Source organism: Corallococcus sp. RDP092CA (genome assembly GCF_041903675.1).
Lineage (GTDB): Bacteria > Myxococcota > Myxococcia > Myxococcales > Myxococcaceae > Corallococcus.
In genome coordinates, this window is sequence record NZ_JAYESI010000016.1 from 26,016 (window position 1) to 50,869 (window position 24,854).

Below are 24,854 nucleotides of genomic sequence, written 5' to 3' on the forward strand. Positions count from 1 at the left end.
TCGAACGGCAGGCCCTCATGCCCCGATGCCCTCGGGGTCCGTGGCCAGCTCTCCGCCCAGGTGCATGCCCGTCTGGCAGCGGTAGTCCGTGATGAGCGACGCGGCCAGCACCTTCACGCCCACGAGCACGTGCAGCGCCGCCGCCACGGGCGAGCGCTTCGCGTACCCCAGCACGAAGGGCGCCAGCACCGCGCCCAGGCCATAGGCGTAGTCCGCCAGCTCGTGCGCCTCGATGGGGATGAGCTTTGTGAGGCTCAGCCGGTAGTCCGTGAACAGCGACACGCCCACCGCCGCGCCGCCCAGGGCCCAGCCGGCCGCCTTCGCCGCGCGGTCGCCTGACGCGCTCCCCACCACCGCCAGCGCCGCCCCTCCCACGTAGTCCAGCACCGAGTGCACGTCCTGCGGCACCCAGCGGCGCAACGGCAGCCGGCCGAACAGCGGTCGCGACAGGATGCCCGCCGCCGCGCTGTGGTCCCGCAGCCGGCGCCACTCGCGACGCACGGCCCCCTCCGGGCGCGGAGGAACGGGGGGCAGCAGCGGTTCGGGGCCTCGGACCTCGTACATGACGTGACTCCTCTCCCGGCCGTCGTGGCCTTGCCCCGAAACGGTAGCCACGCCCCCACGCCCGGGCGCCGGAACCACCCCTCCCCCATGCCCGCCTGCCTGTGCCCGCAATGAGTAGGGCGGATGCCTACCCCATGAACTGTTGGCTGCTAAGCAAGGGGGCTTCCACCCACCCCTCCCCGCCGGGCAGACTGTTGTCTGCACTCGGGCCCTCACATTTCGAGAGGGCCGGCCGCTCCCGGGCGGTGGGTGCCGCGCCCCACCCAACTAAAGAGAAGACGATTCATGGCTACTGGTACGGTGAAGTGGTTCAACGATGCGAAGGGCTTTGGCTTCATCACGCAGGACGGCGGTGGTGAGGACGTGTTCTGCCACCACAGCGCCATCAACATGGACGGCTTCCGCACCTTGCAGGAAGGCCAGAAGGTGGAGTTCGAGGTGACGCGCGGCCCCAAGGGCTTGCAGGCGCAGAACGTCCGCGCAGTGGGTTGATCCCAACCCGCTCCGGGTCAATCTGGAACACCGAAGCCCGGTCCCGCTCACGCGGGCCGGGCTTCTTCATTTTTACAACCCGCGGAGAAGGGGGAGCACGCAATTCTTTTCAAACCTTCCACTCCACCAGGAATCACCGGAGGGCTGGTGAAAGTCCGAAAGACGTCTGTTAGTCTTTGATCCTGCGAGGGAGGGCGCACCTATGTTCGAAGTCACCAATGATGTGAGCCGTCGGACCATCACAGCCCGGATGAGCGGTTTCATGCGTCCGGCTGAGATGAAGGAGTACGTGGCCGTCTACAAGAAGGCCACGGACAGCTACGGCGGAGGGCGGCACCTGGTTCTGGCTGACATGCGGGGGCTTCGCCCGCTGGAGCCGGAGTCCGCGAAGCTGTTCTCCGAGATCGTCGACCACGGGCGCAAGAATGGCTGCGCGATGTGCGCGCACGTGTCGGATTCCACCATCGCGCGGCTGCAGACGGCCCGCGTGGCGTCGGAGGCATCCCCCAACGACGACATCACCGTGGACTGTGTGTCGCTGGAGGAAGCGCACAACCATCTCGCCAAGGCGCGCGTGCGCCTGCTCAACGGCGAAGGCATGGCGGTCGCGCGCTAGAAGCCTCCCCGGGCGGGACGCCCGCGAGTGCCCCGTCTCCGGCGAGGAGCCCGGAGCCGGTGGCCTCCCGTGAAGGACGCCCACGCCGGGACCTGTTTCATCCCCCTTGTTTCAAATGAAAGGCGCGGGTGACGACACCGTCACCCGCGCCTTCGTGTTTCCGCGGGCCCTCAGGCCGCGCGGTCGTGCGCGGCGGGCGCGTCCGCGTGCGGCGCGGCGAGCGCCCCTTCAGCGCGGGGCTTGCGCTTCTTGAAGGACAGCTTCTCCATGGCCGCGAACACCACCGGCACCACCAGCAGCGTGAGGAAGGTGGAGGTGATGACGCCGCCGATGACGGAGATGGCCATGGGGGCGCGGAACTCGGAGCCGATGCCCGTGCCCACGGCGGTGGGCACCATGCCAATGGCCATGGCCGCGCTCGTCATGAGGATGGGGCGCAGGCGGCGGGGGCCGGCCTTGAGCAGGGCCTCGTCCACGGAGTCGCCCTCGCGCAGGTGGTGGAGCGCGCCGTCGATGAGGAGGATGGCGTTCTTCGTCACCAGGCCCATCAGCAGGATGACGCCGATCATCGCGCCCATGCTGAGGTGGTAGTTCGTCACGACGAGCCCCAGCAGCGCGCCCACGAGCGCCAGCGGCAGCGACACCATGATGGTGAAGGGGTGCTTGAAGGACTCGAACTGGCTGGCGAGCACCATGTAGATGAAGACGAAGGCCAGGCCGAACGCGATGCCGAACGCGTCGTTCTGCTCATCCAGGCTCTTCATCTGGCCGTCGTAGACGATGGCGTAGCCGGGCGGCAGGGGCTTCTGGGCGATGGCGGCCTTGAGCTTCGCGGCCACGTCCCCCAGCGCGGCGCCCTTGGCCAGCTGGGACACGACGGCCACCTGGCGCTCGCGGTTCTCGTGCTCGATGACGCTGGGGCCGTTCTTGAGCGACACGTCCGCCACGTCCGTCACCTGGTGCAGGCCCCGGGGCGTGGCGATCATCAGCTGGCGCACGCGCTCCGGCGTGGCCCGGTCCTCCTCGCGCAGGCGCACGCGGATGTCCGTCTCGTCCGTGCCCTCGCGCAGCTTGGCCGTCACGTCGCCGTCGATGGCGAGCCGCAGCTGCGCGGCGAGCGCCCCGGCGGACAGGTCCATGTCCGCGGCGCGCGCGCGGTCGACCTGGATCTGCAGCTCCGGCTTGGCCGGGTTGGAGTCCACGCGCACGTCGGAGGTGCCCAGGGTGCGCAGGATGCCGGCGACGCGCTCGGCCTCCTCGTTGACGCGCTTCAGGTCCGGGCCCACCACGCGGACCATGATGGGGAACCAGTCGCCCAGGCCTTCGATGGACGGCGGGTCGGACAGGGTGATGGCGGTGGAGACCAGGTTGGGGACCAGCAGCGCGCGCGCCTCCTCCTTGAGGGTGGCGATGCTCTTCGCGCGCTGCTCCTTGGACACGGTGAGCACGCGCATGCGCGCCTTGTAGACGTCTCCGCTGGGCCCCACGGTGGTGTAGATGTCGGTGACCTCCGGCAGCTGCTTGAGGAGCGCCTCCGCCTCCGCGGCCCGCTCCGTGGTCTGCGCGAGGTTGGCGGAGTCCGGCAGCTGGAGCTCGACGATGAGCTGCGAGCGGTCCTCCGCGCTCATGAACTCCACGCCCAGGCGGCTGGCGGCGCCGAAGGACAGGACCAGCGCCAGCACGGTGAGGCCCGCGGTGGTCCACTTGTGGCGCAGCACCCAGCCCAGGATGCGCGAGTACGTGGCCTCCGTGGCCTCCAGGAGGCGGCGCAGCGCGCGGAAGACGGCGGGCTCGCGCTGCCGCTCCCCCGGCTTGTGCGCCTTGGCGAAGCGCGCGGACAGCATGGGGTCCAGCGTGAAGGAGATGAACAGCGAGATGAGCACCGCCACGGAGATGGTGATGCCGAACTGCTTGAAGAACTGCCCCACGATGCCGGGCATGAAGGCCACGGGGATGAACACCGCCACCAGGGCCAGCGTGGTGGCGAGCACCGCCAGGCCCACGTCCTTCGTGCCGTGGTACGCGGCGCTCATCGGGTCCTCGCCCTGCTCCAGCCGGTGGGTGATGGCCTCGCGCACCACCACCGCGTCGTCGATGAGCAGGCCGATGGCCAGGGACAGCGACAGGAGCGTCATCTGGTTGAGCGAGTAGCCCAGCACGTACATCACGAAGAACGTGCCAATGACAGACGTGGGCAGCGCGAGCGCGGAGATGAACGTGCCGCGAGGGTCCAGCAGGAACATCAGGATGATGAGGACCGCCATCAGGCCGCCGAAGACCAGGGCGATCCACACCTCGTGGGTGTTGGCGCGGATGAGCTCCGACTGGTCGATGAGGAGCGTGGCCTTGAAGCCCTGCCCCACCACGGGGCCCATCTGCGCGAGCGTCTTCTTCACCGCGTCGCTGACGCTCACGGTGTTGGAGCCCGGCTGCTTCACGATCTCCAGCACCACGGCGTCGCGGGAGTTGAGGCGCGCGGTGGTGCGGCGCTCGGCGACGCCGTCCGTGACGGTGGCGATCTCCTCCAGGCGCACCTGGGCGCCGGTGGTGCCGCGGGCGATGGGCAGCTGGCGCAGGTCCTCCACGCTGGCGAACTCGCCCATGGCGCGCACGGTCAGCTCGTTGGGCCCCAATTGCAGGCGGCCCGCGGGCAGGTTGAGGTTCTCCATCGCGATGCGCTGGGACACCTGGGAGGGCGTGATGCCCACCGCGCGGGCCTTGTCCAGGTCGATGTCGACCTGGATCTCCCGCGTGTCGCCGCCGGTGATGCGCACCTCCGCCACGCCGGCCAGCTGCGCGAGCGCGGGCTTGATGCGGTCATCCAGCAGCTTGCGCAGCGACTGGGACGTCATCTCCGCGGAGACGGCGTAGGTGAGGATGGGCGCGGCGGACAGGTCCACGCGGCTGACGATGGGCGCGTCCGCGTCCGTGGGCAGCTTGTTGACGGCCTGCCCCACCTTGTCGCGCACGTCCTGGACGGCGGTGTCCAGGGCGGTGCCCAGCGTGAAGGACACCACCACGGTGCCCACGTTCTCACGGCTGTAGGAGTGGATCTTGTCCACGCCGCTGATGCCGGCGACCGCGTCCTCCAGGGGCTTGATGACCTGGGTCTCGATTTCGCCCGGGCCCGCGCCCTTGTAGAGGGTGTTGACCACCACCACGGGGAAGCTCACGTCCGGGTAGAGGTCGGTGCCCAGGCGCTTGAGGCCCATCACGCCCAGCACGATGAGCAGCAGGGACACCATGGCCGTGAACACCGGCCGTCGGATGGAGACGTCACTGAGAATCATTGGAAGAGCTCACGCACGCCGCGACCGCGGCGAGAAGGGGCGGCTTGCGGCTACTTCACGGAGACGCGGGTGCCGGGGGTCAGGGTGGGCGTGGGGTAGTCCACCACCTGCTGGAGGGCGGCGGCGGCGCGCACCACCACCTCGCGGTCGCGGCGCTCCAGCACCTGCACGTCCACGCGCTGGAGGGCGCCGTCGCTGACGACGAGGACGTGGTCCCCGTTGGAGGAGGACAGCGCCGTGGTGGGCAGGAGCTGCGCGTCCTGGGTCTCGCCCAGCTTCAGCAGGGCGCGCGCCAGCGTGTGGGCCACGAAGCGGCCGTCCGCGTTGGGCACGGCGATCTCCACCGGGATGCGGCGGGTGGTGGGGTCCGCGGAGGGCAGGATGGTGCGGACCACGGCCTCGTCGGTGGACGCGCCCTGCCCCACCGCCGTCACGCGCACCTTCGTGCCCGGCTTGAGCAGCGCGCGGGCGCCCTCCGCCACGGTGGTGCGGAAGAGGAGCGTGTCCAGCTGCTCCAGCGTGAAGAGCGGCGTGCCCGGGGCCACCGTGGCGCCCGTCTGGTCCGGGGACTCGATGAGGGTGCCCGCGAAGGGCGCCTTCAGGTCGTGGCGGCGGCGCGCCGCGCGGGCCTGCGCGAGCTGCGCCTTCGCGGCCATCACCTGCGCCTGGGCCTGCGCGGCGGCGGCCACGGCGTTCCGGTGCTGCTGCTCGCTGACGCCTCCGCCGGTGCTGAGCTTCTCCGTGCGCTCGGCCGCGTCCTGCGCCATGGAGGCGGCGGCCTCCGCGGCGGCGACGGCGGCCTCCGCGCCGGCCACCTGCGCGTCCACGATCTCGGAGTTGAGCTGGGCGAGCGTGTCGCCCTTCTTCACGGCCTGGCCCTTCTGGGCGCGCACCGCCTCCAGGCGGCCGCCCACCTCGAAGCCGACCTGGAGGCCCTGGGCGGGGTACAGCGTGCCCGTCACCTCCTCCGACTGCGAGGCCCGCACGCCGCGCGCGGCGACGACCTTCACGGCCGGCGTCGGCTTGTCCTGGCCGGGGGCCGCGGCGGCGGGCGGCGCGGACGCGTCCGCCTTGTCACAGCCGGTGAGCGCGAGCGCGGCGACCATCCCCAGGGCGGTGAGGGCGCGGGAGGCGGAGGGCTTCGTGGACGGTTTCACGGGTGTTTCCTTGGCGGTCGGTGCGGGTTGGCCGCGCGGGCGTGGCGCCGGCGCGTGGAGGGCGGGGAAGAGGGGCGGGCGAGGGCGGCGGGCTCGGGCACGGCCTCGCGGGGCAGCGTGCCCTCGTGCATCAGGCGCTGGAGGCCCACGGCCCAGTTGGCCAGGTCCGGCTTCCGCGTCAGCCGGCCCATGCGCCGGGCCAGCAGCAGGTACGTGCCCACGACGAAGGAGCCGAAGAGGCTGGGGTCCACGTCCGGCGTGTCCGGCTGCTGGCCGCGCAGGTGGTGGAACTCGCGCGCGATGCGCTCCACCTCGCGGTCCACCACGTCCCACATGACGGACTCGAAGGCGGTGCCCGCGCTGCCCACGATGAGCGCCGTGACGAGCTCACGCTGCGCCCACATGAGCTCCAGCATCTCCACGTCGAGGCAGGCCTCCATGCGCAGGAAGTCGCGGTAGCGCTCCGAGCGCGTGGCGACGTCCCGGGGGCCCGGCAGGCCGCCGTGCCGCGCGCAGAAGCCGTCCATGCGCGCCTTGCGCTCCGTGGCCAGCTGCTCCAGCGCCGCCAGGAAGTCCTCCACCAGCGCCGCGAAGAGGGCCTCCTTCGAGGGGAAGTGCAGGTAGAAGGCGCCCTTGGACAGGCCGCTGGCGGCGGTGATGTCGCTGATGCGCGCGCCCGTCACGCCCCGCTTCGCGAACTCCGCCCGCGCGGAGGCGATGAGCGCGCTGCGGGCTTTCGGATCGGCGGGGCGGGGCATGGCGGCCGCATTCCTAACCCGCCGGTCAGAAATAAACCAATCGTTGCTGAACGCCGGGTCAGGAATCCGAGGGGCGTGTCGGCGGAGGGCGCAGGAGGGCGGAGCAGAGCGGACACGCGGGCGGGGCGTGGGGGGTGTCCCGGCGGTGCAGGTCCAGGACGGCGCGGGAGAGGTCCGCCAGCTCGCGGCGCACCTCGCGGCGGGCGCCCTTCACGCGCTGGATGCGCATGTCGTCGTAGCCGGTGGTCTGGTGGCGCATCCAGGCGATGACGGCGGCCTCCGCGCGCCGCTCGATGGGGATGCGCTCCGTGCGGGCGACCGTGCCGCTGCCCACGGGGGTGGCGTGGCCGGCGACGAGCACGGCCAGGCGCTTGGCGTGGGGGAGCCACGCGGGGCTGAAGGCGAGGAAGCGCAGGACGGCGTTGGCGAAGTCGACCTCGTACTCGGCCTGCTCCCTGGCGCGGCGCTCGCGGCCCTGGGCCAGCTTCTTCGCGTAGGCGGGGGTGGCGCGCTCCTGCTCCAGGGCGGCGCGGGCGCGGAGGATGTGGGCCTCCGGCGCCCACACGCCCCGGGAGAAGAGCTTGCGGCCCACCTTCTCCACCACGGTCCAGGTGGGGCCGGCGGCCTTCACGCGGCGGGTGAGGCCGGCGTCGCCAGGGGGGAGGAGGGCCCAGCCGTCGGGGACGGAGAGGAGGCGGCCGTCCGGGGCTTTCACTCGGCGGGGGTCGGCCGTGGGGCCGACCGTCAGGGAATCAGGCATGGGGGCGGGTCCGAAAGGGCCGGCTGCATAGCACGCCCCCTCGCACCCTGGTAAATGCCCCCGGAAACGCGCGCGCGGGGGACGGACTCCGCGCGCGAGGAGGCCACTCTCGACGTGGGAAGCGCTGGCATGTCCCTACTGAGGCTCACCTTCCTCGGCACCTCCGCCGCGCAGCCCACCCTGCATCGGGGCCTGTCCGGCCTGGCGGTGAAGGCGGACGCGGACCTGCTCCTGTTCGACTGCGGCGAGGGCAGCCAGCGGCAGATGGTGCGCTTCGGCACGGGCTTCACCGTGGACGCGGCGTTCTTCACGCACTTCCACGCCGACCACTACCTGGGGATCATCGGCTTCCTGCGCACGCTGGGGATGATGGGCCGCGCCGCGCCCATGCACCTGTACGGGCCGCCCCCCGCGCGGCGGCTCCTGCACCAGGCCGTGCACCTGGGGCTGGAGTCGCTGGCCTTCCCGGTGGAGATCCACGAGCTGAAGGACGGGGACGCAGTGCGCCGCGACAGCTACACCGTGCAGGCGGTGGGCGTGGACCACCGCATCCACGCGCTGGGCTACGTGCTGGCGGAGGACGGCCGTCCGGGGCGCTTCCACCTGGAGAAGGCGCGGGCGCTGGGCGTGCCGGAGGGGCCTGCCTTCGGGAGATTGCAGAAGGGGGAGTCCATCACCCTGCCGGACGGGCGCGTGGTGAAGCCGGAGGACGTGCTGGGGGAGGCGCGGCCCGGGCGGCGGCTGGTCATCTCCGGCGACACGCGGCCCTGCCCGGCGCTGGTGCAGGCCGCGAAGGACGCGGACCTGCTGGTGCACGAGTCCACCTTCTCCGACGACGAGCAGGAGCGCGCCGTGGAGACGCGGCACTCCACCGCGCGCGAGGCGGCCCAGGTGGCGCGGGACGCGGGGGCGAAGCGGCTCATCCTCACCCACCTGTCCAGCCGCCACGACACCGACCCCGGGCGGCTGCTCGCGCAGGCGCGCGAGGCGTTCAAGGGCCCGGTGGAGGTGGCCTTCGACGGCCTCACCGTGGAGCTGCCGCTGCGCGACTGAGGCTCGCGCCGCGCGGGCGGCCTTCTCCACGGTGGGGGGCGCTACTCGAGCTTCTGCGCCTCGGCCTTGAGGGCGGAGGCGGCGTCGGGGTCCACCTTCTGGAGCAGCTCCCACTCCAGCTCGGAGTCGCGCTTCATCTGGGAGCTGCCAGCCCCGACCACGGACTCCCGCTGCTCCGTGGGGCGGCCGTCGGTGTTGTCGGCGGCGCGGGTCTCGGAGCGGTCCTGGCGGCGGAACTCCACCGCGCACTGGCCGGGCCCGCGCTCGAAGCCGCGCACCAGGTAGCGCGCGTAGGAGGTGCCCAGGGACGAGGGGGCGCTGGTCATCAGCCACTCCGTGGTGGTCTCGAAGCCGGTCTGGGTGTTCGTCACGGAGAAGCCCTTCTCCTTGAGGAGGGCGAGCGCCTCCGGCCACACCTCCGCGATGGGCCTGCGGTAGACGTGCCCCATGGCCTTGTCCTCCAGGTACGCCTGCTGGCGGCGCGCGGCGCAACCGCTGAAGGCGAGGGCGAGGACGGACACCACCAGCAGCGCCGAGGCGCGAGACGATTTCGAGGGGTTCATTGCTGCGGACTCCATGAGAGGGAAGACGGCTGCTGAATTTCGCCCGGCGCGGGCCCGAAAGCCAAGCCCGGGACCGGCCGGGAGGGAGTTGCCCCCACCGGGCAACCTTCGTTTGGTAGAGCCCCCCTGCCTCCCGGTGATGCGTCCGGCGGCGCACATCCCTCCGCACGAGGCCGTCCGAGAGGCCCCCGGCGGGGCCATGCTGGCGAGCGAACATGATCCCCATCAGTGACGACAACCCGACCCTGCGCACCCCGGTGATGACGTACCTGCTGCTCGCGGCCCTGGGGCTCACCTGGGTGTTCCTCCAGGGCGCGGGCTTCAACGTGGTGGCCCTGGCCACCAGCATCTGCGAGCTGGGCATGGTGCCCGGGGAGCTCACCGGCCGCGCGCCGCTGGGACAGGCGGTGCCGCTGGGGGACGGGCTCGCGTGCGTCGTGGACAACGCGGCCATCAACCGCCTCACCCCGCTCACGTCCATGTTCCTGCACGGCAGCTGGGGGCACCTCCTGGGCAACGCGCTGTTCTTCTGGGTCTTCGGCAACAACATCGAGGACAGCATGGGCCGCCTGCGCTTCCTCGTCTTCTACCTGGTGTGCGGGCTGGTGGCGGCGGCGGCGCACGTGGCGGTGGACCCCACGTCGCCGGTGCCCACGGTGGGCGCGTCCGGCGCCATCGCGGGCGTACTGGGGGCGTACCTGGTGCTCTACCCGCGCGTGCGGGTGAACATGCTGTTCATCATCGTCATCCTCATCCGCGTCATCCCCGTCCCCGCGTGGGCCGTGCTGGTGTGGTGGTTCGTGCTCCAGGTCATCACCGGCCTGCCGCAGCTGATGACGCTGCGGCCGGAGGTGTCCGGCGGCGTCGCCGTCTGGGCGCACGTCGGCGGGTTCGTGGCGGGCATGGTGCTGATCAAGCTCTTCGAGAACCCCCGCTACACCGCCCAGCGCACGACGTGGCGGCACCGGCTGCACCCGGACCACCCCTGAGGCCCCGCCGGGCGGACGGGCGGGCAGGCGTCCTCCAGGCGCGGGATGCGGACGCGGGGGAGCGCCCCGACATTGGAGGGGGTGCTCTTCGCGCCGTGAGGAGGCGGGCATGGGGGCGAGCGGGAAGTCGAAAGGGCTCTGCGTGGGGGCGCCGCCGCGGCGCAAGCGGGTGCTCATCCTGGGGGGCGGCTTCGCGGGCATGTACGCGGCGCTGCACCTGGAGCGGCGGCTGGGGAAGCGGGACGACGTGGAGGTGACGCTCGTCAGCCGCGACAACTACTTCCTCTTCACGCCCATGCTCCACGAGGTGGCGGCGAGCGACCTGAACGCGACCGCCATCGTCATCTCGCTGCGCAAGCTGCTGCCGCACCTGACGTTCGTGGAGGGCGACGTCAGCGGCCTGGACCTGGAGGCGAAGAAGGTCACGGTGGCGCACGGCGGGCTGGACGGCCACAGCCACACGCTGGACTACGACTGCGTGGTGCTGGCCCTGGGCTCGGAGACGAACTTCTTCGGCAAGCCGGGCCCGCGCGACCACGCGCTGACCATGAAGACGCTGGGCGACGCGATGCTCCTGCGCAACTGCCTCATCGACCGGCTGGAGGAGGCGGACGCGGACTGCGTGACGGCGGGGCAGCGCGACGCCATCGTCACCTTCGTGGTGGTGGGCGGCGGCTTCGCGGGCGTGGAGACGGCGGGCGCCATCAACGACTTCATCCACGGCGCCCTGCCCTTCTATCCCAACATCCAGCACGCCAACGTGCGCGTGATGCTGCTGCACGGCGGCCAGGAGGTGCTGCCGGAGCTGGGGAAGGACCTGGGCGCGTACACGCGCAAGAAGCTCATCGAGAACGGCGTGGAGGTGCGCACCGGCATCCACGTGAAGGACGTGACGGAGGCGGGCGTGGAGCTGCCGGACGGCACGGTGGTGCCCACCAAGACGGTGGTGTGGACCGCGGGCGTCACGCCGCCCCGCCTGCTGGAGACCCTCCCGTGCGAGAGGGTGCGCGGCCGGCTCAAGGTGAACGAGCGCCTGGAGGTGCCCGGCTTCCCGGGCGTGTGGGCGCTGGGCGACTGCGCGGCGGTGCCGGACCTCACCCGCGGCGGGGAGCCCTGCCCGCCCACCGCGCAGCACGCCCTCCGCCAGGGCCTGGCGGTGGCGCGCAACGTGTGCGCGGCGCTGAAGGGCCAGCCGGGCAAGGCCTTCCGCTACCGGATGCTGGGGCAGCTGGCGGCGATCGGCCAGCGCTCGGGCGTGGCGCGCGTCCTGGGGCTGAAGTTCTCCGGCACCTTCGCGTGGGTGCTCTGGCGCACCATCTACCTGTTCAAGCTGCCGAAGCTGGAGACGAAGGTGCGCGTGGCCATGGGCTGGACGCTGGACCTGTTCTTCCGCAAGGACGTGGTGCAGGTCATCGGCCCGCGGGAGTTGGATCAGCTCACGCTGCCGGCCCTGCCGCTCGGCAGCCGCGAGCAGGTGCGCCAGGTGCAGGCACTCCAGCCCCACGCCCAGAGCTGACCGCGCGGCGTGCGTGAAGTGGGCCGGTGGGTTCGCTCACGACGGCCCCCCTGGCTCGGCCCAGCGGAGCGACGTGCTCAGACGCGCGGCGGCAGGTGGTGCAGCAGCCGCTCCAGGTCCGGCTGGAGGTCGTCTGGCGTGGCGGTGGCCAGCTCCTCCTGCGCGTGCGTGCCCCAGGTGACGCCGTAGGTCTTGAGGCCCGCGGCCTGACCGGCGCGCAGGTCCAGGGTGGTGTCGCCCACCATCCAGAGGCCGCCGGTGCCCAGGGCCCTCAGGGCGTGGTGGATGACGTCCGGCGCGGGCTTGTGCGGAAAGCCATCCGTGCCCTGCACGTGGTGCAGCAGGCCGCCCAGCCCCATCGCGTCCACGAAGCGCCGCGCCGTGTCTCCGCGCTTGGTGGTGGCGACGGCGAGCAGGTAGCCCCGCTCGCGCAGCGTGCGCAGGACGCGCTCCACGCCGGGGAAGGGCCGGGAGCGCCGGTGGTAGTTGAGCGGGTAGTGCTCGCGGTAGGTCACGCAGAGCGTGGTGGCGTGCTCCGGCGCGAAGCGCGTGTACATGTCCTCCAGCGGCTGACCGATGAGCGCCCGCACCTCCGCGACGGTGGGCGCGGGCAGGCCGTGGTGGGTGAAGCCGTGGAGGAAGCTGTCGATGATGTCCGGCAGCGAGTCCACCAGCGTGCCGTCCAGGTCGAAGCAGATGCCGCGAGGGGTAACGGTGCTCACCCGCTGCTCCATACGCCCTTCGCGTGTGGCGTGCACGCCTCGCGCGCCGCGGGTCGGCCGGCGCCCGCCAGGCAGGCATCCCGGACTGGCCGTGGGGCGGGGCGTGCGTCAGAGTGCCCCGCGCGAGGTCCCGGGACGAACCGCCCGGGCGAACGGTCATGGCGGGTGCGCGGATGATGCGAGGACGTCTCGGTTGGATGCTGGGGGCGCTGGTGCTGTGGGCGGGCGCGGGCTGCTCGCGGCGCGTGCCGGAGGGAACGGCCGCGGAGCAGGCGGTCGCGGACGCGCCCACGGTGTACGTGGCGAAGCGGATCCGCACGCTGGACGCCGCGAGGCCGGAGGCCCAGGCGCTGGCCGTGCGCGACGGCAAGGTGCTGGCCGTGGGCACGCGCGAGGAGGTGCTCGCCGCGGCGGGCGCCACCGCGCGCGTGGTGGAGCTGGGCGACGCGACCGTGGTGCCCGGCCTCACGGACTCGCACGGGCACCTGGCGGGGCTGGGCCAGGCGCTCTCGGGCGTGCGGCTGGAGGGCACCACGTCGCTGGCGGAGGTGCGCCAGCGGCTGGAGAAGGCCCCCTCCACCGCGTACCAGGGCGACTGGCTGGTGGGCCAGGGCTGGGACCAGAACGACTGGGACACGCCGCGCTTCCCCACGCACGCCGACATGGGCGAGCACCTGAAGGACATGCCCGTGGTGCTGTGGCGCATCGACGGGCACGCGCTGTGGCTCAACGGCGAGGCGCTGAAGCGCGCGAACATCACCCGCGACACGAAGGACCCCGAGGGCGGCACCGTCGTGCGGCTGCCGGACGGCGCCCCCAGCGGCGTGCTCATCGACAACGCCGTGGAGCTGGCGCTGAAGGTGCTGCCCCAGCCCACGAAGGAGCAGCATGAGGCGCGCATGCGGGCCGCGCTGGAGCACTGCGCGCGCGTGGGCCTCACCGGCGTGCACGACGCGGGCATGGACCTGCGGACGTTCCGGCTGTTCCAGGCGTGGGACCGGGCCGGCACCCTGCCCCTGCGCGTCTACGCCATGGCGGACGGGCAGACGGAGGACCGCGTGCAGTACCTGAAGGACGGCCCGTTCCAGGGGAAGCTCCTGACGATGCGCGCGGTGAAGCTCACCCTGGACGGCGCGCTGGGCAGCCGGGGCGCGGCGCTGGGCGCGGCCTACAGCGACGAGCCCGGCCACCGCGGCCTGCTGCTGCTGTCCCCGGAGGAGTACGCCGCGCGCGTGCACGCCTTCGTGGGCCGCGGCTTCCAGGTGGCGACGCACGCGATCGGCGACCGCGCCAACACGCTGCTCCTGGACACGCTGTCGCGTGAGCTGGCGGCCACGGGGACCCGGGACGCGCGCCCCCGCGTGGAGCACGCGCAGATCATGACGGCCGCGGACCTCCAGCGGCTGGGCGCCAGCGGCTTCGTGGCGAGCGTGCAGCCCACGCACGCCACCAGCGACATGCCCTGGGCGGAGAAGCGCGTGGGCCCGGAGCGCATCCAGAACGCCTACGCGTGGCAGAAGCTGAAGGCCGCGGGCGCCGTGCTGGCGCTGGGCAGCGACTTCCCGGTGGAGCGGCCGGACGTGCTCGCGGGGCTGTACGCGGCGCGCACGCGGCAGGACGCCAGCGGCCAGCCGCCGGGCGGGTGGCACCCGGACCAGCGCCTGAGCGGTGAGGAGGCGCTGGAGGGCTTCACGGTGGGCGCGGCCTACGCGTCCTTCGCGGAGGGACGGCGCGGCCAGCTCAAGCCCGGCATGGACGCGGACTTCGTGGCGCTGTCGGTGGACCCGGTGGACGCGCCCCCCGCGGACCTGCTCACCGGGCAGGTCCGGCTGACGGTGGTCGCGGGCCGCGAGGTGTTCCGCGCGGACGCGAGGTAGCTACAGGTCCGCCTCGTAGGTGAGCGACTCGATGCGCTGGGTGGCCTCCGCCTGGAGGCGGGTGCGCTCCTGCGCGAGTCGCTCCAGCTCCCGGCCGATGCCCTCCAGCCGGTCCTCCTGCGCGTTGAGCTTGGTGACGAAGCGCTCCACCAGCTCGCGCTGGGACGCGCCGCTCTTGAGCGAGTCGATGTTGGAGCGGATCCGCTCCTGGTCCTTGAAGAGCTGGGCGCGCTCCTCGTCGAGGCGCTGGATGTCGCGGGCGACGCTCGCCTGCTTCTCACGCATGGCCACCACGTCGCGCAGCGCCTGGGCGACGCGCGGGTCGATGAAGCGCGAGTCGAGGAAGAACGTCACCTCCTCCAGCCCCAGGTTGCCGAGGTAGTACTGGCGGTGACCCCGGGTGCGCTCGGTGATGACGAGCGTGTCGGAGGTGCCCGGGGCCAGCTCCCGCTTGAAGCGCCAGAAGCCGTCCGTGGTCTCCGCGGGGGTGGCCGTGTCCTTCAACTCCCAGCCGGTGCGCGGGTGCTCCACGAAGAGCGCCTGGGGGCGCTTCGCCTTGTTGCGCGCGAGGACCCGGGTGCGGCGCTGGTGGAAGAACTCCACCACCAGGGTGCCCCGGTTGAGGCGTGAGCGGAACACCGGGCCGTCCTCCGGGTCCTCCTCCACGGACACGACACAGGACAGCTCCACGGCGTAGGGGACGAAGCGCGTGTCGTCGGGCTTGAGGGTGTCGAGCATCGCCTCGCCCACGTAGGTCTCGTCCTCGGTGATGGTGACGGGGCCGCCCTCCAGCGTGAGGCCGGTGGTGTTCTTGAACTCGATGCAGGCCATCGGGTTCTTCTCGCGCGTGGCGCGGTTGTAGAGCAGCACGCGGCGGCCCTCGAAGGGGCGCTGCAGGATGGGCACGAGCGCGCTCTGGTTGCGGTGCACGGTGACGGGGCGGTCCACGCCGTACTCGAAGAGGTCCCCGACCTCCTTGGTCAGCGTCGTCACCGTGGTGCTCTGCTCCAGCGTCTCGCGCATGCCGCGTCCGCTGCCGCCAATCATCGGGCCGCCCTTGGCGCGCATGCGGCGGGCCGGCGCGGGCGCGGCCATGGCGGGCATGAGGGTGGACGGGGCCGCCACGTCGGCGGCGCCGTAGGTGCCCCCCTCCTCCGCGTCCATCATGGGCTCGGCGGCGCTCCCATGGGCCTCCTGGGGGATGACGGGCGCGACGCCGGTCTCCGAGCGCACCTCCACGACGGGGCGGCGCAGGTAGCGGGGGTTGTAGAGGTCGTGGACGAAGGACACGGGCAGGCCCGCGATGAGGGACAGCTCCACGTCCACCCAGTCCTCGTCACCGGTGTTGTCCACCAGGGCCCAACCCTGGAGGAGGGGCGGCTTTCCCTCGTCCAGGAGGATGCGGTAGCTGGTCTTCCACACGGGGGACTCCAGCACGTAGCTGACGAACAGCTCGCGCGAGCCCTCTCCGGCGGTGAGGATGGACAGCCGCTTGGAGTCCTTCTTGTACGAGGACATGACGGTGGCCAGGTAGAACTCCAGGTCCTTGCGCACGGCCTCGTCGAGGAACTCCAGCTCGCCCAGCTCCAGCACGTCGAAGGTGCGCAGGGACGCGCCGACGAGCAGCGTGAGGAAGGGGCGCACGACGCTGGCCTCTCCCTGGACGACGGGCAGGGACTCCAGGCCCACGATGGCGCCTTCGACCTGCGCGCCGCCGACGCGGGCGCGGACGCGGGCGCCCTTCACCTGGCCGAGCAGCGCGGTGAGGCTGCCGTGCTCGGGGATGCGGATGGTGGCTTCGGAGAGGAGCTGCTCCAGGGGCTTGGTGGAGTCATAGCTCACGGCGGACACGGAGCCGCCGCTCAGGTCCAGCACGGTCATGGACTTGAGGACGTCGTTCATGTCGCGCGCCTTGAAGTCCAGGTGCGCGGTCTCGCTGCCGGTCACCTTGCCCCGGCGCTCGAAGTAACCGACGCCGTGCTTGTAGAGGACGACACGGCGGATGGACAGGGGCGAAGGCATGCGCGGGGCTCCGGGTGCGGTGGGGACGTGGGGAGGGTCTAGCAGCGCAGGGGGATGGGGTTCCACTCCGGGTGGAGTTCCCTGGCGTCAGCGGGCGGGCGGTGAGTCAATGGCAGACAGGGGGAGCTCCGCCAGATGCAACGACAGTCGGACCCGTGGAGTCCCGTGCTCCAGGGGCTCCCGATGGAGGTGCGTTTCGACCGGCTTCCAGAAGGAGTGTATGAGCCAGCAGCGAGAGGAGGACGCGACTACCACTCCGACCGCCGGCTCATCCGCTGGGGCACGTGGCTGGAGTCCCCCGGGCTGTCGACCAGCGCACGTTGACGCCGCGCACGCGGTCATCGGTCGCGCGGATCCGCGCGTCGCTCCGTGTATCTAGCGGCCCAACCCGGGCGCATCCCGTCCCGTCTCGCCGAGGCCCACCGCATGCGACGCCCCCGCTTCCGCGCTTCCTTCCTGCTGTGCTCCGCGCTCCTCCTGGGCACGGGCTGCGAAAGCATGAAGCCCCGCGCCGTCTCCCCCTCCGACGGCACCCCCGCCACCGCGCCGCCCGACACCGCCCCCGAGGCCACCGTGGCGGACGCGGGCGCCGCCACCGCCGAACCCGCCACCACGACGCCTTCGCCGTGGCAGCGCGCCCGCGTGGGCGACCGCGTGGAGTACGCCTTCTCCGCCCACCGGAGCCGCCCCGGCGCGACCACCGGCGTGGGCGTGGCCGGCCATGTCGCGCTGGAGGTCGTCGCCGTCCAGGCGCCGTGGGCGTGGCTCACCGTCACCTTCACGGATGATCAGGGCAGGCCCCTTCCCCACCCGCGCCTCTCCCAGCCGCGCGTGCTGCCCATGCGCATGGAGGATACCCAGCCGTGGAAGGAGGACCACCGCGGCCAGCGCTCCACGGAGCAGACCACCGCCGCCGGCCGCGCCTGGGACGCGCGCCGCTTCCTGGACGACCGCCGCCCCAGCGACGGCCCCCTCCAGAACCGCCTCTACGCCACCGAGCCCGGACCGCTGTACCTCACCCACGGCCTGCTCGACGCCAGCACCACGCTCTCCGGCTTCGGCGCCAGCGGCAGCCAGCAGCTCACGCTCGTGTCGTTCCGCCGGGGCACCGACGGCGCGGGCGCCGTGCCCGCGCTCGACCGGCCCTGGGGCCCGGGCACCTGGTACGACGTGCGCCAGGACCTCTCCGGCACCTCCTCCGTGCGCCGCGTCTGCCTGGGCGCCGAACGCGGCTTCGTCCTGCGCAAGGAGCTGACCGCCCCCACCGGCGACGCGCCCTGCGCGGACTTCCAGGAGGCCGAGGCCCGGCCCCTCGAGGAGGCCCTGCTCGACGCCGTCAGCGAGGCCATCAACCAGCCGCAGCAGTGGCCCCCCGTCCCCGTCGGCACCGCGCCGTCGCGCCGGGAGACGTTCACCGCCGCCCAGCACGCCATCCCCGCCCTCGTCGTCGAATCACCCTCGGGCGAGGGCGCCGAGCGCCGCGTGCAGCTCACCGCCTACGCCGCCGACCCCTGGGGCGCCGCGCTGAACGGGCTCGCGGACGAGGCCCGCTTCACGCCCCTCGCCGACGCCGTCCACCGCGCCCCGCCCAGGGGCAAGCGCGTGCCCGAGGACGGCACCGCGCTCGCGGGCTGGGGAACGTGGGTCATCGACGGCGGCAGGCAACCACCTCAGTGACACGTGCGGCGCTCCGGCTTGTCCGCGCGGCACTGCGCCACGGACGGGAGCGCCTCGCGCGCCTCGTCCGCCACGTCCACCCCCTGGCGCGCGCACTCCTTCGCCGCCAGCGTGCCCTGGATGTCGAACAGGGTCAGCACCTCCGCGCAGCGCTTCTGCAGGGTCTCCACGCCGGCCACGAAGAGCGGCTGCATCACCTCCGGCGAGAACGAATAGCCGCTCGCCGTCGCCAGCCCCGCCTCCGGCTTGAACATCCACGCGCTGCGCCAGCTGGACGCCACCTGGTCGAAGCGCGCCGACCCCATCCACACCGCCTGCCCGGCCCCCGGCCCCGCCAGCGCGGGCGGCTGGAAGCCCGGCCCCTTGCGGCGGCAGAAGTCCTCCGTCGCGCCGCGCAGCGTGCAGACGTTGTACTCGCCCAGCCGGCGCGTCACCGCGAGCAGCTCCGCCTGCTGCACCTCGCCCACGCGCGGCTGCGCCACGAACAACTCAAGGGTGCGCATCAGCACGCTCACCGCGTTCTTCGGATCCACCGACGGCGACGGGTTCACCCCCCCCGTGGAGACCACCAGCACCCGCTCCGCCCCGCGCTGCACCGCCTGGAGCAGCGGCAGCCCCGAGCGCACTCCGCCGTCGTAGTACGTCCCCGTGCGGTCCCCCGCCGCCGACGGCAGCTTGCCCACCGGGTTCGACAGCACCGGCTCCGCGATGGACGCCACGATGGCGTTCGCCATCCCGCCCTTGCGCAGCATGTCCGACGCGCCCGGCTTGAAGTCCGCCGGATCCTGGTCGCTCACGCTGAACACGTCGCCCGTCTGGAAGTCCACCGACACCGCCACCAGCTCCGTGCCGTTGTGCAGTTGCTCCGGCTGGATGAACTGCTCCAGCTTCGAGTAGATGCCGTCGAACTTCACCAGCCCCCGCGTGTCGTCCGCCAGGTTCCACAGCCACGTGGAGTTCACGCAGTACAGGTCCGACTCCACCGTGCACGTGTAGTTGCCCAGCAGTTGCTGGCGCGCCTTCGCCTCCTGCCCCGGCGTGTGGAACAGGTCCACCAGCGTGCTGATGAGCGCGCCCGTGCTCGTCCCCGCCGCCAGGTCGATCCTCGCGTCCCCGCACCCCTCCGGCGCGGGCTTGCCCCGGCACTGCTCCAGGATGCCCAACAGCCGCCAGATGACCCCCGCGCTGAACGCGCCGTTGGCCCCGCCGCCGCTCAGCACCACCGCGTTGCTGGGCCGCTGGAGGTCGCGGCGCCACGAGCGCGCCCGCACATACGCCGCCGCGGACGCCGCGCCCCGCTGGATGCCCTGCGCCAGCACCTCGCGCGTCAGCGGCACCTCCAGCGACTGCTGGAGCGCCGCGAGCGACGGCCCGATGCCCATCGCGTTCGCGAGGAAGCGCTGCGCGTCCACCTCCTCCTCGGCCGGCGCCGCCACGGAGAAGGACTGCGCCGGCAGCGGCACGCCCCACGCCGAGGCCCTCACCGTCCGGTCGACGTAGCCCGTGCGCGCGTCGTTCTCATAGCAGGACGCCGTGTCCTGCCCCGCGCGCTGGACGATGCACGCCGTCATGTCCAGCACCGCCTCCGGGGACGCGCCCAGCGCCTCCATCCACGCGCCCGCGCGCGCGGGGTCCACGTAGGAGTCCGTCAGCTGCGCGCGCGTCAGCCCCGCCACGCGCTCCACCGCCGGCACCCGGACCGGCAGGTCCGCCGGCTTGGGGGACGCCGGCGCGTTGAGCGTGTCCAGGAGCGTGTCCGTGCGCAGGAAGCTGCAACCGCTCGCCGTGGCGGCGAGGAACATCAGCAGGGGCGTGAGGTGACGGCGCATGGGGAGGCGCCTCCTTGACGGAGAGGTGGACGGACACCCACCTCCTTAGCTGATGCCGCCGACGCCCGGCCATCACCCGGAGCGCCCGGCATTCGCAATCCCGCAAAGCACCGCTCGCGACGCGTCGCGGTGCGGTTAGCATGCGCCCCCGCCCCGGAGGGTATCCCCCACATGGTTGAGTATGATCCGCATCGCTGGTGGAGCTACTTCCACTACCTGCGCGGTTCGATGGTGAAGGAGATCGTCGGCCGCGTGCTGCTGTGCGTGCTCTGGGCCGCGGTCGTGGTGGGCTTCCACCGGCACGTGCGCGACGTGGGCACGCCCCCCACGGTGCACACGCTGGCGGGCATCTCGCTGAGCCTCCTGCTCGTGTTCCGCACCAACGCCTCCTACGACCGCTTCTGGGAGGGCCGGAAGCTCTGGGGCGGCATCGTCAACGAGACGCGCAACCTGGCCCGCGCGGCGGAGGTCTTCCTGGGGAGGACCCCGCTCTACGCTGCGCTGGTGCACTGGACGGCCGCGTTCCCCTTCGCCACCGCCGCGTGGCTGCGCGGCCAGCAGCGACACCTGGGCGCCCACACCGACGCCCTGCCCGCCGGAGAGGTGGCGGACGTGCTCAAGGCCCAGCACGTGCCGCTCGCCGTGGCCCGCCGGATGACCGCCGTGCTGGACGCGGGCCGCCGGCGGGGGCTCTATCCCGAGTACGTCCAGATGCAGCTGGACCAGAACGTCCAGCAGCTCATCGACTACCTGGGAGGTTGTGAGCGCATCCACCGCACGCCCATGCCCTTCGCGTACATGGTGCACCTGCGCCGCGCGCTCATCCTCTACTGCTTCACGCTGCCCTTCGCGCTGGTGGACACTTTCGGCTGGGTGACGGTCCTGGCCACGTTCGTCGTCGCGTATGTCTTCTTCGGCATCGAGGAGATCGGCGTCGAGATCGAGGACCCCTTCGGCACGGACGACAACGACCTGCCGCTCGACGCCATCTGCCAGAACGTCCAGAACAACCTCCTGGCGCTCCTGCCGGCCCCGGACCGCGAGGCGCCTTGACGACACCCTCCGGGTGCCGCTGGAGCGCATCGCGGAGGTGGCTCCGCGACCGGCCCGCCAGGAGGGGCGCCCCGCGTTCACGCCGACGGAGGACTACTCCGCGACGGAGACCTTCACCTCGATGTTGCCGCGCGTGGCGTTGGAGTACGGGCACACCTGGTGGGCCGCCTCCATCAGCTGCTGCGCCTCCTCGCGGGGGATGCCGGGGAGGATGCCCTGGAGCTCCACCGCCAGGCCGAAGCCGCCCTCGGGCGTCTTGCCGATGGTGACGGTGGCCTTCACGCCCGCCTTCTCATCCAGCTTCTTGCCGGCCTTGCCCGCCACGAGGCGCAGCGCGCTCTCGAAGCAGGAGGAGAAGCCCGCGGCGAAGAGCTGCTCGGGGTTGGTGGCCGTCGCCTTGCCGGAGCCGCCCAGCTGCTTCGGCATGGCCAGCTCCAGGCCGTCCAGCGGGCTGTTCTCCAGGAGCAGCCTGCCGTTGCGGCCGCCGTGCGTGACGGCGGTGGTGGAGTAGAGCTTCTCGGCGATCGTGACCTGGGCCATGGCGTTGCTCCTTCGTGAGTGGGTACCGCGTGTGTCTCAAGCGCTGCGTGAAACCTTCTCGAACAGCCGCTGGATGTCCCGGCGCAGCCGCCCGAGCTCCTCCAGCGTCAAGCCCGTGCGGCAGGCGATGGCCTCCGGGATGGACGCGGCCTTGCGGCGCAGGGCCCGCCCCTGCGCGGTGAGCGACACCGTCACCGACCGCGCGTCCTCCCTGGAGCGCTCGCGGCGCACGAAGCCCAGCGTCTCCAGCCGCTTGAGCAGCGGCGTCAGCGTCCCCGAGTCCAGGTACAGCCTCTCCCCCAGCGCCTTCACCGTCACCCCGTCCGTCTCCCAGAGGACCAGCATCACCAGGTACTGCGGGTAGGTGAGCCCCAGCTTCGCCAGGAGCGGCGTGTAGGCCTGCACCATCGCGCGCGACGCCGCGTAGAGCGGGAAGCACAGCTGCAGGTCCAGCCGGAGCAGGTCATCCGTCGACATGGGGGAATATGTAACGCGCAATTCAATTGTGCGCAACTAAATCTGGGGCGCGCGGGGAAGGAGGTGGGGGCGCGGCGTGTTCCCCCGGCGGGCGGGGCCGTGCTACAGCCGCGCCTCCCGGGGTGCCCGGGAACCGACGAGGACGGAAGGATGCTCAGGACGGTCACCGCCACGCGCTACGTGACGCCCTTGCGCGAGGGGGGCTCGATGCCCGCCATCGTGGAGGCGAACGACGCGGGGCTCTATGTCGTGAAGTTCCGGGGGGCGGGCCAGGGGGCCAAGGCGCTCATCGCGGAGCTGTTGGCGGGCGAGCTGGCGCGGGTGCTGGGCCTGCGGGTGCCGGAGCTGGTGTTCGTGGAGCTGGACGCCTCGCTGGGGCGCAACGAGCCGGACAGCGAGATCCGCGAGCTGCTCAAGGCGAGCGCGGGGCTGAACCTGGCGCTGGACTACCTGCCGCGCTCGGTGACGTTCGACCCGCTGGCGGTGCCGGTGCCGGAGGCGCAGGTGGCGTCCGCCATCGTGGCGTTCGACGCGTACGTGACGAACGTGGACCGCACGCCGAAGAACCCCAACCTCCTGGTGTGGCACCGCAACCTCTGGCTCATCGACCACGGGGCGGCGCTGTACTTCCACCACGCGTGGGACGGGTGGGAGGAGCGCAGCCAGGGGCGGTTCGCGCCCATCAAGGACCACGTGCTCCTGCCGTGGGCGCACGCGCTGGCGGAGGCCGGGGACCTGCTGCGCCAGCGGGTGACGCGGGAGGTGGTGGAGCGCATCGTGGCGGCGATCCCGGAGGCGTGGCTGGGCCAGGAGCCCGCGTTCGCGTCCACGTCCGAGCACCGCGCGGCGTACGTGACGTGGCTGCTGCGCAGGCTGGAAGCGGCGCCGGCGTTCATCGAGGAGGCGACGCGTGCCCACGCCCAGCTCGTTTGATTACGCCATCATCCGGCTGGTGCCGCGCGTGGAGCGCGAGGAGTTCATCAACGTGGGCGTCGTCCTCTTCTGCGTGCAGCACCGCTTCCTGGGCGCGCGCGTGGAGCTGGACGTGGCGCGCCTGAAGGCGCTGTCGCCGGACGCGGACGTGGAGCTCTTGAGCGGCCACCTGGAGAGCTTCCGCCGCGTGTGCGTGGGCGGGAAGGACGCGGGGCCCATCGGGCGGCTGCCGCAGAAGGAGCGCTGGCACTGGCTGGTGGCGCCCCGGAGCACGATGCTCCAGACGGGCCCGGTGCACGCGGGCCTGTGCGACGACCCGGAGCGCGCGCTGGCGCACCTGCTGGACACGATGGTGCGGGTGAAGCCGGCCCCGTGAGCAGGCGGGCGGGCGAGGCCTTTTTCGACTGCCGGCACATCGCGGCGGGCGCTCGCGCATCCCATGGTGAAGAGAGGGGGGAGGCCTGGACGTTCGTCCCGGGGCTTCCCATTTTTCGCCGCGAGGCACGGGGAGGTGGCGACCGGACCATGGAGCCGTCAACGCTGCGCATCGTCACGTACAACGTCCGCTACTTCGGACACATGCTGAGGGGGCTCGCGAGCACCCTGGGCCCCAAGCGCCGGGTGGCGGCCGCGCTGGCCACGCTGGACCCGCTGCCGGACATCGTCTGCCTCCAGGAGGTGGAGACGTCCTCGCTGCGCAGCAACATCATCCACCGGCCCACCCACCCGGGTGAGACGCAGCTGGAGGCCTTCATGACGCGCGTGGAGGAGACGTTCGCCCTCCAGGGGAGGGAGATGCCCTATGAGGCGTTCTACTTCCGCGCGCACCACTACAAGGTGGGCGAGGTGTCGCTCTACACCACCGGCCTGGCGATGCTCGTCAACACGCGCACGCTGCGGGTGGACACGCACAACGTGCAGGCGCCGGAGCACATCACGCACCACCACGTGCAGGGGCTCAAGGAGCGCAAGCAGAGCCGCATCTGCGCGCACATGCGCGTCATCCGCCGCTCGGACCAGCGCGCGTTCCACATCTTCAACACGCACCTGAGCCTGCCCACGCCGTTCGCTCGCGAGTTCTGGGCCACGCGCGACAAGATGGGCTGCGGCGTCAACCAGCTCCACGAGGCGAAGAAGCTCTCGGGCTTCATCGGGCTGCACGCGAAGGATGAGCCGTTCGTGGTGTGCGGGGACTTCAACTCGCCGCCGTCGTCGCCGGTGTTCCGCTACCTCACGGGGGACGCGCACCTGACGTGCGCGCAGGCGGCGGTAGGGCAGATCAACCCGGCCGTGTCCCGCGCGTTCCCCACCGCGGGCTTCATGCACATGCGCATGCACCTGGACCACCTGTTCTCCGGGGGCGGCGTGAGCTGGCTGGACACGGACGAGACACGGCCCTTCGGCGACCTGACCAGCCGCTTCCACGGCCTGTCCGACCACGTGCCGCTCATCGCGCGGTTCCGGCTGGCCGCGCCGGCGCCCGTGCTGCTGACCTGAGGAGCGGGCCGCCGCGTCCCCGTCGGGTGCTCCCCGTGCGAGACGTGGCCAGCGTTTCCTCCAGGAGGCTCGCCGATGATTCGACTCCAGCGCGTTTATGAGGAGCACCGCCCGGACCCTCGGGCGGGGACCCGGTTCCTGGTGGACCGGCTGTGGCCGCGGGGGATCAAGAAGGTGGACCTCCGACTGGACGGCTGGCCCCGCGAGGTGGCGCCCAGCACGGAGCTGCGGCGGTGGTACGCCCACAACGTGGAGTGCTGGGACGAGTTCCGGTCCCGCTACATCCACGAGTTGGACGCGCACCCCGACGCGTGGGAGCCGCTGCTCCAGGCCGCGCGCCACGGCCGCGTCACGCTGCTCCACGGCGCCCGCGACACCGAGCACAGCAACGCCACCGTGTTGAAGGAGTACCTGGAGGCCCGGCTGAAGCGCTCCTCGCGAAAGCAGCCGCGCCCCACGGTGCACTGAC

At 72.1% G+C, this 24,854-nt stretch carries 24 protein-coding genes; 13 read left to right on the plus strand and 11 right to left on the minus strand.

Annotation, left to right across the window (positions count from 1 at the left end; translation table 11 throughout):
* Positions 1–15: 15 nt before the first annotated feature.
* Positions 16–564: a hypothetical protein gene (locus U8525_RS18470; protein WP_374267476.1), complete on the minus strand. Its 549-nt coding sequence runs from the start codon at positions 562–564 to the stop codon at positions 16–18.
* 285 nt (positions 565–849) lie between these two features.
* Here U8525_RS18470 and U8525_RS18475 point away from each other — a divergent pair, with 285 nt between their 5' ends.
* Together U8525_RS18475 and U8525_RS18480 are read left to right on the plus strand one after the other, a co-directional pair.
* On the plus strand, positions 850–1,056 hold the full coding sequence (locus tag U8525_RS18475) for a cold-shock protein (RefSeq protein WP_014393434.1): 207 nt from the start codon (positions 850–852) through the stop codon (positions 1,054–1,056).
* A gap of 262 nt (positions 1,057–1,318) precedes the next feature.
* Positions 1,319–1,672, plus strand: a complete 354-nt coding sequence (locus U8525_RS18480) for a hypothetical protein (RefSeq protein ID WP_374267479.1) — start codon at positions 1,319–1,321, stop codon at positions 1,670–1,672.
* A gap of 170 nt (positions 1,673–1,842) precedes the next feature.
* Here U8525_RS18480 and U8525_RS18485 read toward each other — a convergent pair whose 3' ends face one another.
* From U8525_RS18485 to U8525_RS18500, 4 genes are read right to left on the minus strand one after another with little or no spacing between them, the layout of a single operon-like run.
* Entirely contained in the window at positions 1,843–4,962 is a 3,120-nt protein-coding gene (locus U8525_RS18485; RefSeq protein WP_374267481.1) for an efflux RND transporter permease subunit, read from the minus strand.
* Positions 4,963–5,012: 50 nt separating this feature from the next.
* Positions 5,013–6,119 (minus strand): efflux RND transporter periplasmic adaptor subunit, encoded by a 1,107-nt coding sequence (locus U8525_RS18490; protein ID WP_374267483.1) that lies wholly within the window; start codon positions 6,117–6,119, stop codon positions 5,013–5,015.
* Complete coding sequence (locus U8525_RS18495) at positions 6,116–6,877, minus strand: TetR/AcrR family transcriptional regulator (protein ID WP_374267485.1); 762 nt, start codon at positions 6,875–6,877, stop codon at positions 6,116–6,118. Before U8525_RS18495 ends, U8525_RS18490 begins: the two co-directional genes overlap by 4 nt.
* Positions 6,878–6,935: 58 nt before the next feature.
* Positions 6,936–7,637 (minus strand): DUF2293 domain-containing protein, encoded by a 702-nt coding sequence (locus tag U8525_RS18500; protein WP_374267487.1) that lies wholly within the window; start codon positions 7,635–7,637, stop codon positions 6,936–6,938.
* A 129-nt stretch (positions 7,638–7,766) separates the two neighbouring features.
* Here U8525_RS18500 and rnz point away from each other — a divergent pair, with 129 nt between their 5' ends.
* Positions 7,767–8,690, plus strand: coding sequence for a ribonuclease Z (rnz, locus tag U8525_RS18505; RefSeq protein WP_374267489.1), 924 nt, complete (start codon positions 7,767–7,769; stop codon positions 8,688–8,690).
* 41 nt (positions 8,691–8,731) lie between these two features.
* Here the strand turns inward: rnz and U8525_RS18510 are convergent, their stop codons facing one another.
* On the minus strand, positions 8,732–9,253 hold the full coding sequence (locus U8525_RS18510; protein ID WP_374267491.1) for a hypothetical protein: 522 nt from the start codon (positions 9,251–9,253) through the stop codon (positions 8,732–8,734).
* 215 nt (positions 9,254–9,468) lie between these two features.
* On the opposite strand from U8525_RS18510, the gene U8525_RS18515 reads away from it, so the two are divergent.
* On the plus strand, positions 9,469–10,242 hold the full coding sequence (locus U8525_RS18515; RefSeq protein WP_374267493.1) for a rhomboid family intramembrane serine protease: 774 nt from the start codon (positions 9,469–9,471) through the stop codon (positions 10,240–10,242).
* Positions 10,243–10,351: 109 nt separating this feature from the next.
* Positions 10,352–11,758 (plus strand): NAD(P)/FAD-dependent oxidoreductase, encoded by a 1,407-nt coding sequence (locus U8525_RS18520; protein WP_374267495.1) that lies wholly within the window; start codon positions 10,352–10,354, stop codon positions 11,756–11,758.
* A gap of 77 nt (positions 11,759–11,835) precedes the next feature.
* Here U8525_RS18520 and U8525_RS18525 read toward each other — a convergent pair whose 3' ends face one another.
* Positions 11,836–12,492 (minus strand): HAD family hydrolase, encoded by a 657-nt coding sequence (locus U8525_RS18525; RefSeq protein WP_374267497.1) that lies wholly within the window; start codon positions 12,490–12,492, stop codon positions 11,836–11,838.
* 185 nt (positions 12,493–12,677) lie between these two features.
* On the opposite strand from U8525_RS18525, the gene U8525_RS18530 reads away from it, so the two are divergent.
* Positions 12,678–14,357 carry an amidohydrolase gene (locus U8525_RS18530; RefSeq protein WP_374267688.1) on the plus strand — a complete coding sequence of 560 codons (1,680 nt, stop codon included), beginning with the start codon at positions 12,678–12,680 and terminating at the stop codon, positions 14,355–14,357.
* On the opposite strand, the gene U8525_RS18535 is transcribed toward U8525_RS18530, so the two are convergent.
* The gene (locus tag U8525_RS18535; RefSeq protein ID WP_374267499.1) at positions 14,358–16,379 is read right to left on the minus strand and encodes a hypothetical protein; all 2,022 of its coding nucleotides are present in this window, start codon (positions 16,377–16,379) and stop codon (positions 14,358–14,360) included. It abuts the gene before it with no gap.
* A 135-nt stretch (positions 16,380–16,514) separates the two neighbouring features.
* Between U8525_RS18535 and U8525_RS18540 the strand changes: the two genes are divergently transcribed.
* Both U8525_RS18540 and U8525_RS18545 read left to right on the plus strand, forming a co-directional pair.
* The gene (locus U8525_RS18540; protein ID WP_374267501.1) at positions 16,515–16,703 is read left to right on the plus strand and encodes a DUF6068 family protein; all 189 of its coding nucleotides are present in this window, start codon (positions 16,515–16,517) and stop codon (positions 16,701–16,703) included.
* Positions 16,704–16,805: 102 nt separating this feature from the next.
* A complete protein-coding gene (locus tag U8525_RS18545) occupies positions 16,806–18,056 on the plus strand; it encodes a DUF6068 family protein (RefSeq protein ID WP_374267503.1) in 1,251 nt (416 codons plus the stop codon).
* On the opposite strand, the gene U8525_RS18550 is transcribed toward U8525_RS18545, so the two are convergent.
* Complete coding sequence (locus tag U8525_RS18550; RefSeq protein WP_374267505.1) at positions 18,050–19,885, minus strand: patatin-like phospholipase family protein; 1,836 nt, start codon at positions 19,883–19,885, stop codon at positions 18,050–18,052. The two genes, U8525_RS18545 and U8525_RS18550, sit on opposite strands and share 7 nt — an antisense overlap.
* Positions 19,886–20,056: 171 nt before the next feature.
* On the opposite strand from U8525_RS18550, the gene U8525_RS18555 reads away from it, so the two are divergent.
* Positions 20,057–20,938 carry a bestrophin family protein gene (locus U8525_RS18555; protein ID WP_374267507.1) on the plus strand — a complete coding sequence of 294 codons (882 nt, stop codon included), beginning with the start codon at positions 20,057–20,059 and terminating at the stop codon, positions 20,936–20,938.
* Between the two features lie 93 nt (positions 20,939–21,031).
* Here U8525_RS18555 and U8525_RS18560 read toward each other — a convergent pair whose 3' ends face one another.
* Entirely contained in the window at positions 21,032–21,478 is a 447-nt protein-coding gene (locus U8525_RS18560; RefSeq protein ID WP_374267509.1) for an organic hydroperoxide resistance protein, read from the minus strand.
* Between the two features lie 36 nt (positions 21,479–21,514).
* Positions 21,515–21,955: a MarR family winged helix-turn-helix transcriptional regulator gene (locus U8525_RS18565; protein WP_374267511.1), complete on the minus strand. Its 441-nt coding sequence runs from the start codon at positions 21,953–21,955 to the stop codon at positions 21,515–21,517.
* A gap of 150 nt (positions 21,956–22,105) precedes the next feature.
* On the opposite strand from U8525_RS18565, the gene U8525_RS18570 reads away from it, so the two are divergent.
* The 4 genes from U8525_RS18570 to U8525_RS18585 all read left to right on the plus strand — a co-directional run bounded on the left by U8525_RS18570 (position 22,106) and on the right by U8525_RS18585 (position 24,853).
* The gene (locus tag U8525_RS18570; protein WP_374267513.1) at positions 22,106–22,888 is read left to right on the plus strand and encodes a HipA family kinase; all 783 of its coding nucleotides are present in this window, start codon (positions 22,106–22,108) and stop codon (positions 22,886–22,888) included.
* A complete protein-coding gene (locus tag U8525_RS18575) occupies positions 22,866–23,264 on the plus strand; it encodes a DUF3037 domain-containing protein (protein WP_374267515.1) in 399 nt (132 codons plus the stop codon). The genes U8525_RS18570 and U8525_RS18575 overlap by 23 nt, the downstream gene beginning before the upstream one ends.
* A gap of 149 nt (positions 23,265–23,413) precedes the next feature.
* Positions 23,414–24,385 carry an endonuclease/exonuclease/phosphatase family protein gene (locus U8525_RS18580; protein ID WP_374267517.1) on the plus strand — a complete coding sequence of 324 codons (972 nt, stop codon included), beginning with the start codon at positions 23,414–23,416 and terminating at the stop codon, positions 24,383–24,385.
* 75 nt (positions 24,386–24,460) lie between these two features.
* Positions 24,461–24,853 carry a DUF488 domain-containing protein gene (locus U8525_RS18585; RefSeq protein ID WP_374267519.1) on the plus strand — a complete coding sequence of 131 codons (393 nt, stop codon included), beginning with the start codon at positions 24,461–24,463 and terminating at the stop codon, positions 24,851–24,853.
* Position 24,854: the final 1 nt, after the last annotated feature.

What these genes read in the sequence shown, in the direction of transcription:
- U8525_RS18545 (WP_374267503.1), top strand. Translation starts at nt 16,806, where the DNA reads ATGCGACGCCCCCGCTTCCGCGCTTCCTTCCTGCTGTGCTCCGCGCTC.
- U8525_RS18570 (WP_374267513.1), top strand. Translation starts at nt 22,106, where the DNA reads ATGCTCAGGACGGTCACCGCCACGCGCTACGTGACGCCCTTGCGCGAG.
- U8525_RS18515 (WP_374267493.1), top strand. Translation starts at nt 9,469, where the DNA reads ATGATCCCCATCAGTGACGACAACCCGACCCTGCGCACCCCGGTGATG.
- U8525_RS18475 (WP_014393434.1), top strand. Translation starts at nt 850, where the DNA reads ATGGCTACTGGTACGGTGAAGTGGTTCAACGATGCGAAGGGCTTTGGC.
- U8525_RS18470 (WP_374267476.1), bottom strand. Translation starts at nt 564, where the DNA reads ATGTACGAGGTCCGAGGCCCCGAACCGCTGCTGCCCCCCGTTCCTCCG.
- U8525_RS18555 (WP_374267507.1), top strand. Translation starts at nt 20,057, where the DNA reads ATGGTTGAGTATGATCCGCATCGCTGGTGGAGCTACTTCCACTACCTG.
- U8525_RS18530 (WP_374267688.1), top strand. Translation starts at nt 12,678, where the DNA reads ATGCTGGGGGCGCTGGTGCTGTGGGCGGGCGCGGGCTGCTCGCGGCGC.
- U8525_RS18565 (WP_374267511.1), bottom strand. Translation starts at nt 21,955, where the DNA reads ATGTCGACGGATGACCTGCTCCGGCTGGACCTGCAGCTGTGCTTCCCG.
- rnz (WP_374267489.1), top strand. Translation starts at nt 7,767, where the DNA reads ATGTCCCTACTGAGGCTCACCTTCCTCGGCACCTCCGCCGCGCAGCCC.
- U8525_RS18585 (WP_374267519.1), top strand. Translation starts at nt 24,461, where the DNA reads ATGATTCGACTCCAGCGCGTTTATGAGGAGCACCGCCCGGACCCTCGG.
- U8525_RS18500 (WP_374267487.1), bottom strand. Translation starts at nt 7,637, where the DNA reads ATGCCTGATTCCCTGACGGTCGGCCCCACGGCCGACCCCCGCCGAGTG.
- U8525_RS18510 (WP_374267491.1), bottom strand. Translation starts at nt 9,253, where the DNA reads ATGAACCCCTCGAAATCGTCTCGCGCCTCGGCGCTGCTGGTGGTGTCC.
- U8525_RS18480 (WP_374267479.1), top strand. Translation starts at nt 1,319, where the DNA reads ATGCGTCCGGCTGAGATGAAGGAGTACGTGGCCGTCTACAAGAAGGCC.
- U8525_RS18560 (WP_374267509.1), bottom strand. Translation starts at nt 21,478, where the DNA reads ATGGCCCAGGTCACGATCGCCGAGAAGCTCTACTCCACCACCGCCGTC.
- U8525_RS18540 (WP_374267501.1), top strand. Translation starts at nt 16,515, where the DNA reads ATGCAACGACAGTCGGACCCGTGGAGTCCCGTGCTCCAGGGGCTCCCG.
- U8525_RS18495 (WP_374267485.1), bottom strand. Translation starts at nt 6,877, where the DNA reads ATGCCCCGCCCCGCCGATCCGAAAGCCCGCAGCGCGCTCATCGCCTCC.
- U8525_RS18535 (WP_374267499.1), bottom strand. Translation starts at nt 16,379, where the DNA reads ATGCCTTCGCCCCTGTCCATCCGCCGTGTCGTCCTCTACAAGCACGGC.
- U8525_RS18485 (WP_374267481.1), bottom strand. Translation starts at nt 4,962, where the DNA reads ATGATTCTCAGTGACGTCTCCATCCGACGGCCGGTGTTCACGGCCATG.
- U8525_RS18520 (WP_374267495.1), top strand. Translation starts at nt 10,352, where the DNA reads ATGGGGGCGAGCGGGAAGTCGAAAGGGCTCTGCGTGGGGGCGCCGCCG.
- U8525_RS18525 (WP_374267497.1), bottom strand. Translation starts at nt 12,492, where the DNA reads ATGGAGCAGCGGGTGAGCACCGTTACCCCTCGCGGCATCTGCTTCGAC.
- U8525_RS18550 (WP_374267505.1), bottom strand. Translation starts at nt 19,885, where the DNA reads ATGCGCCGTCACCTCACGCCCCTGCTGATGTTCCTCGCCGCCACGGCG.
- U8525_RS18580 (WP_374267517.1), top strand. Translation starts at nt 23,414, where the DNA reads ATGGAGCCGTCAACGCTGCGCATCGTCACGTACAACGTCCGCTACTTC.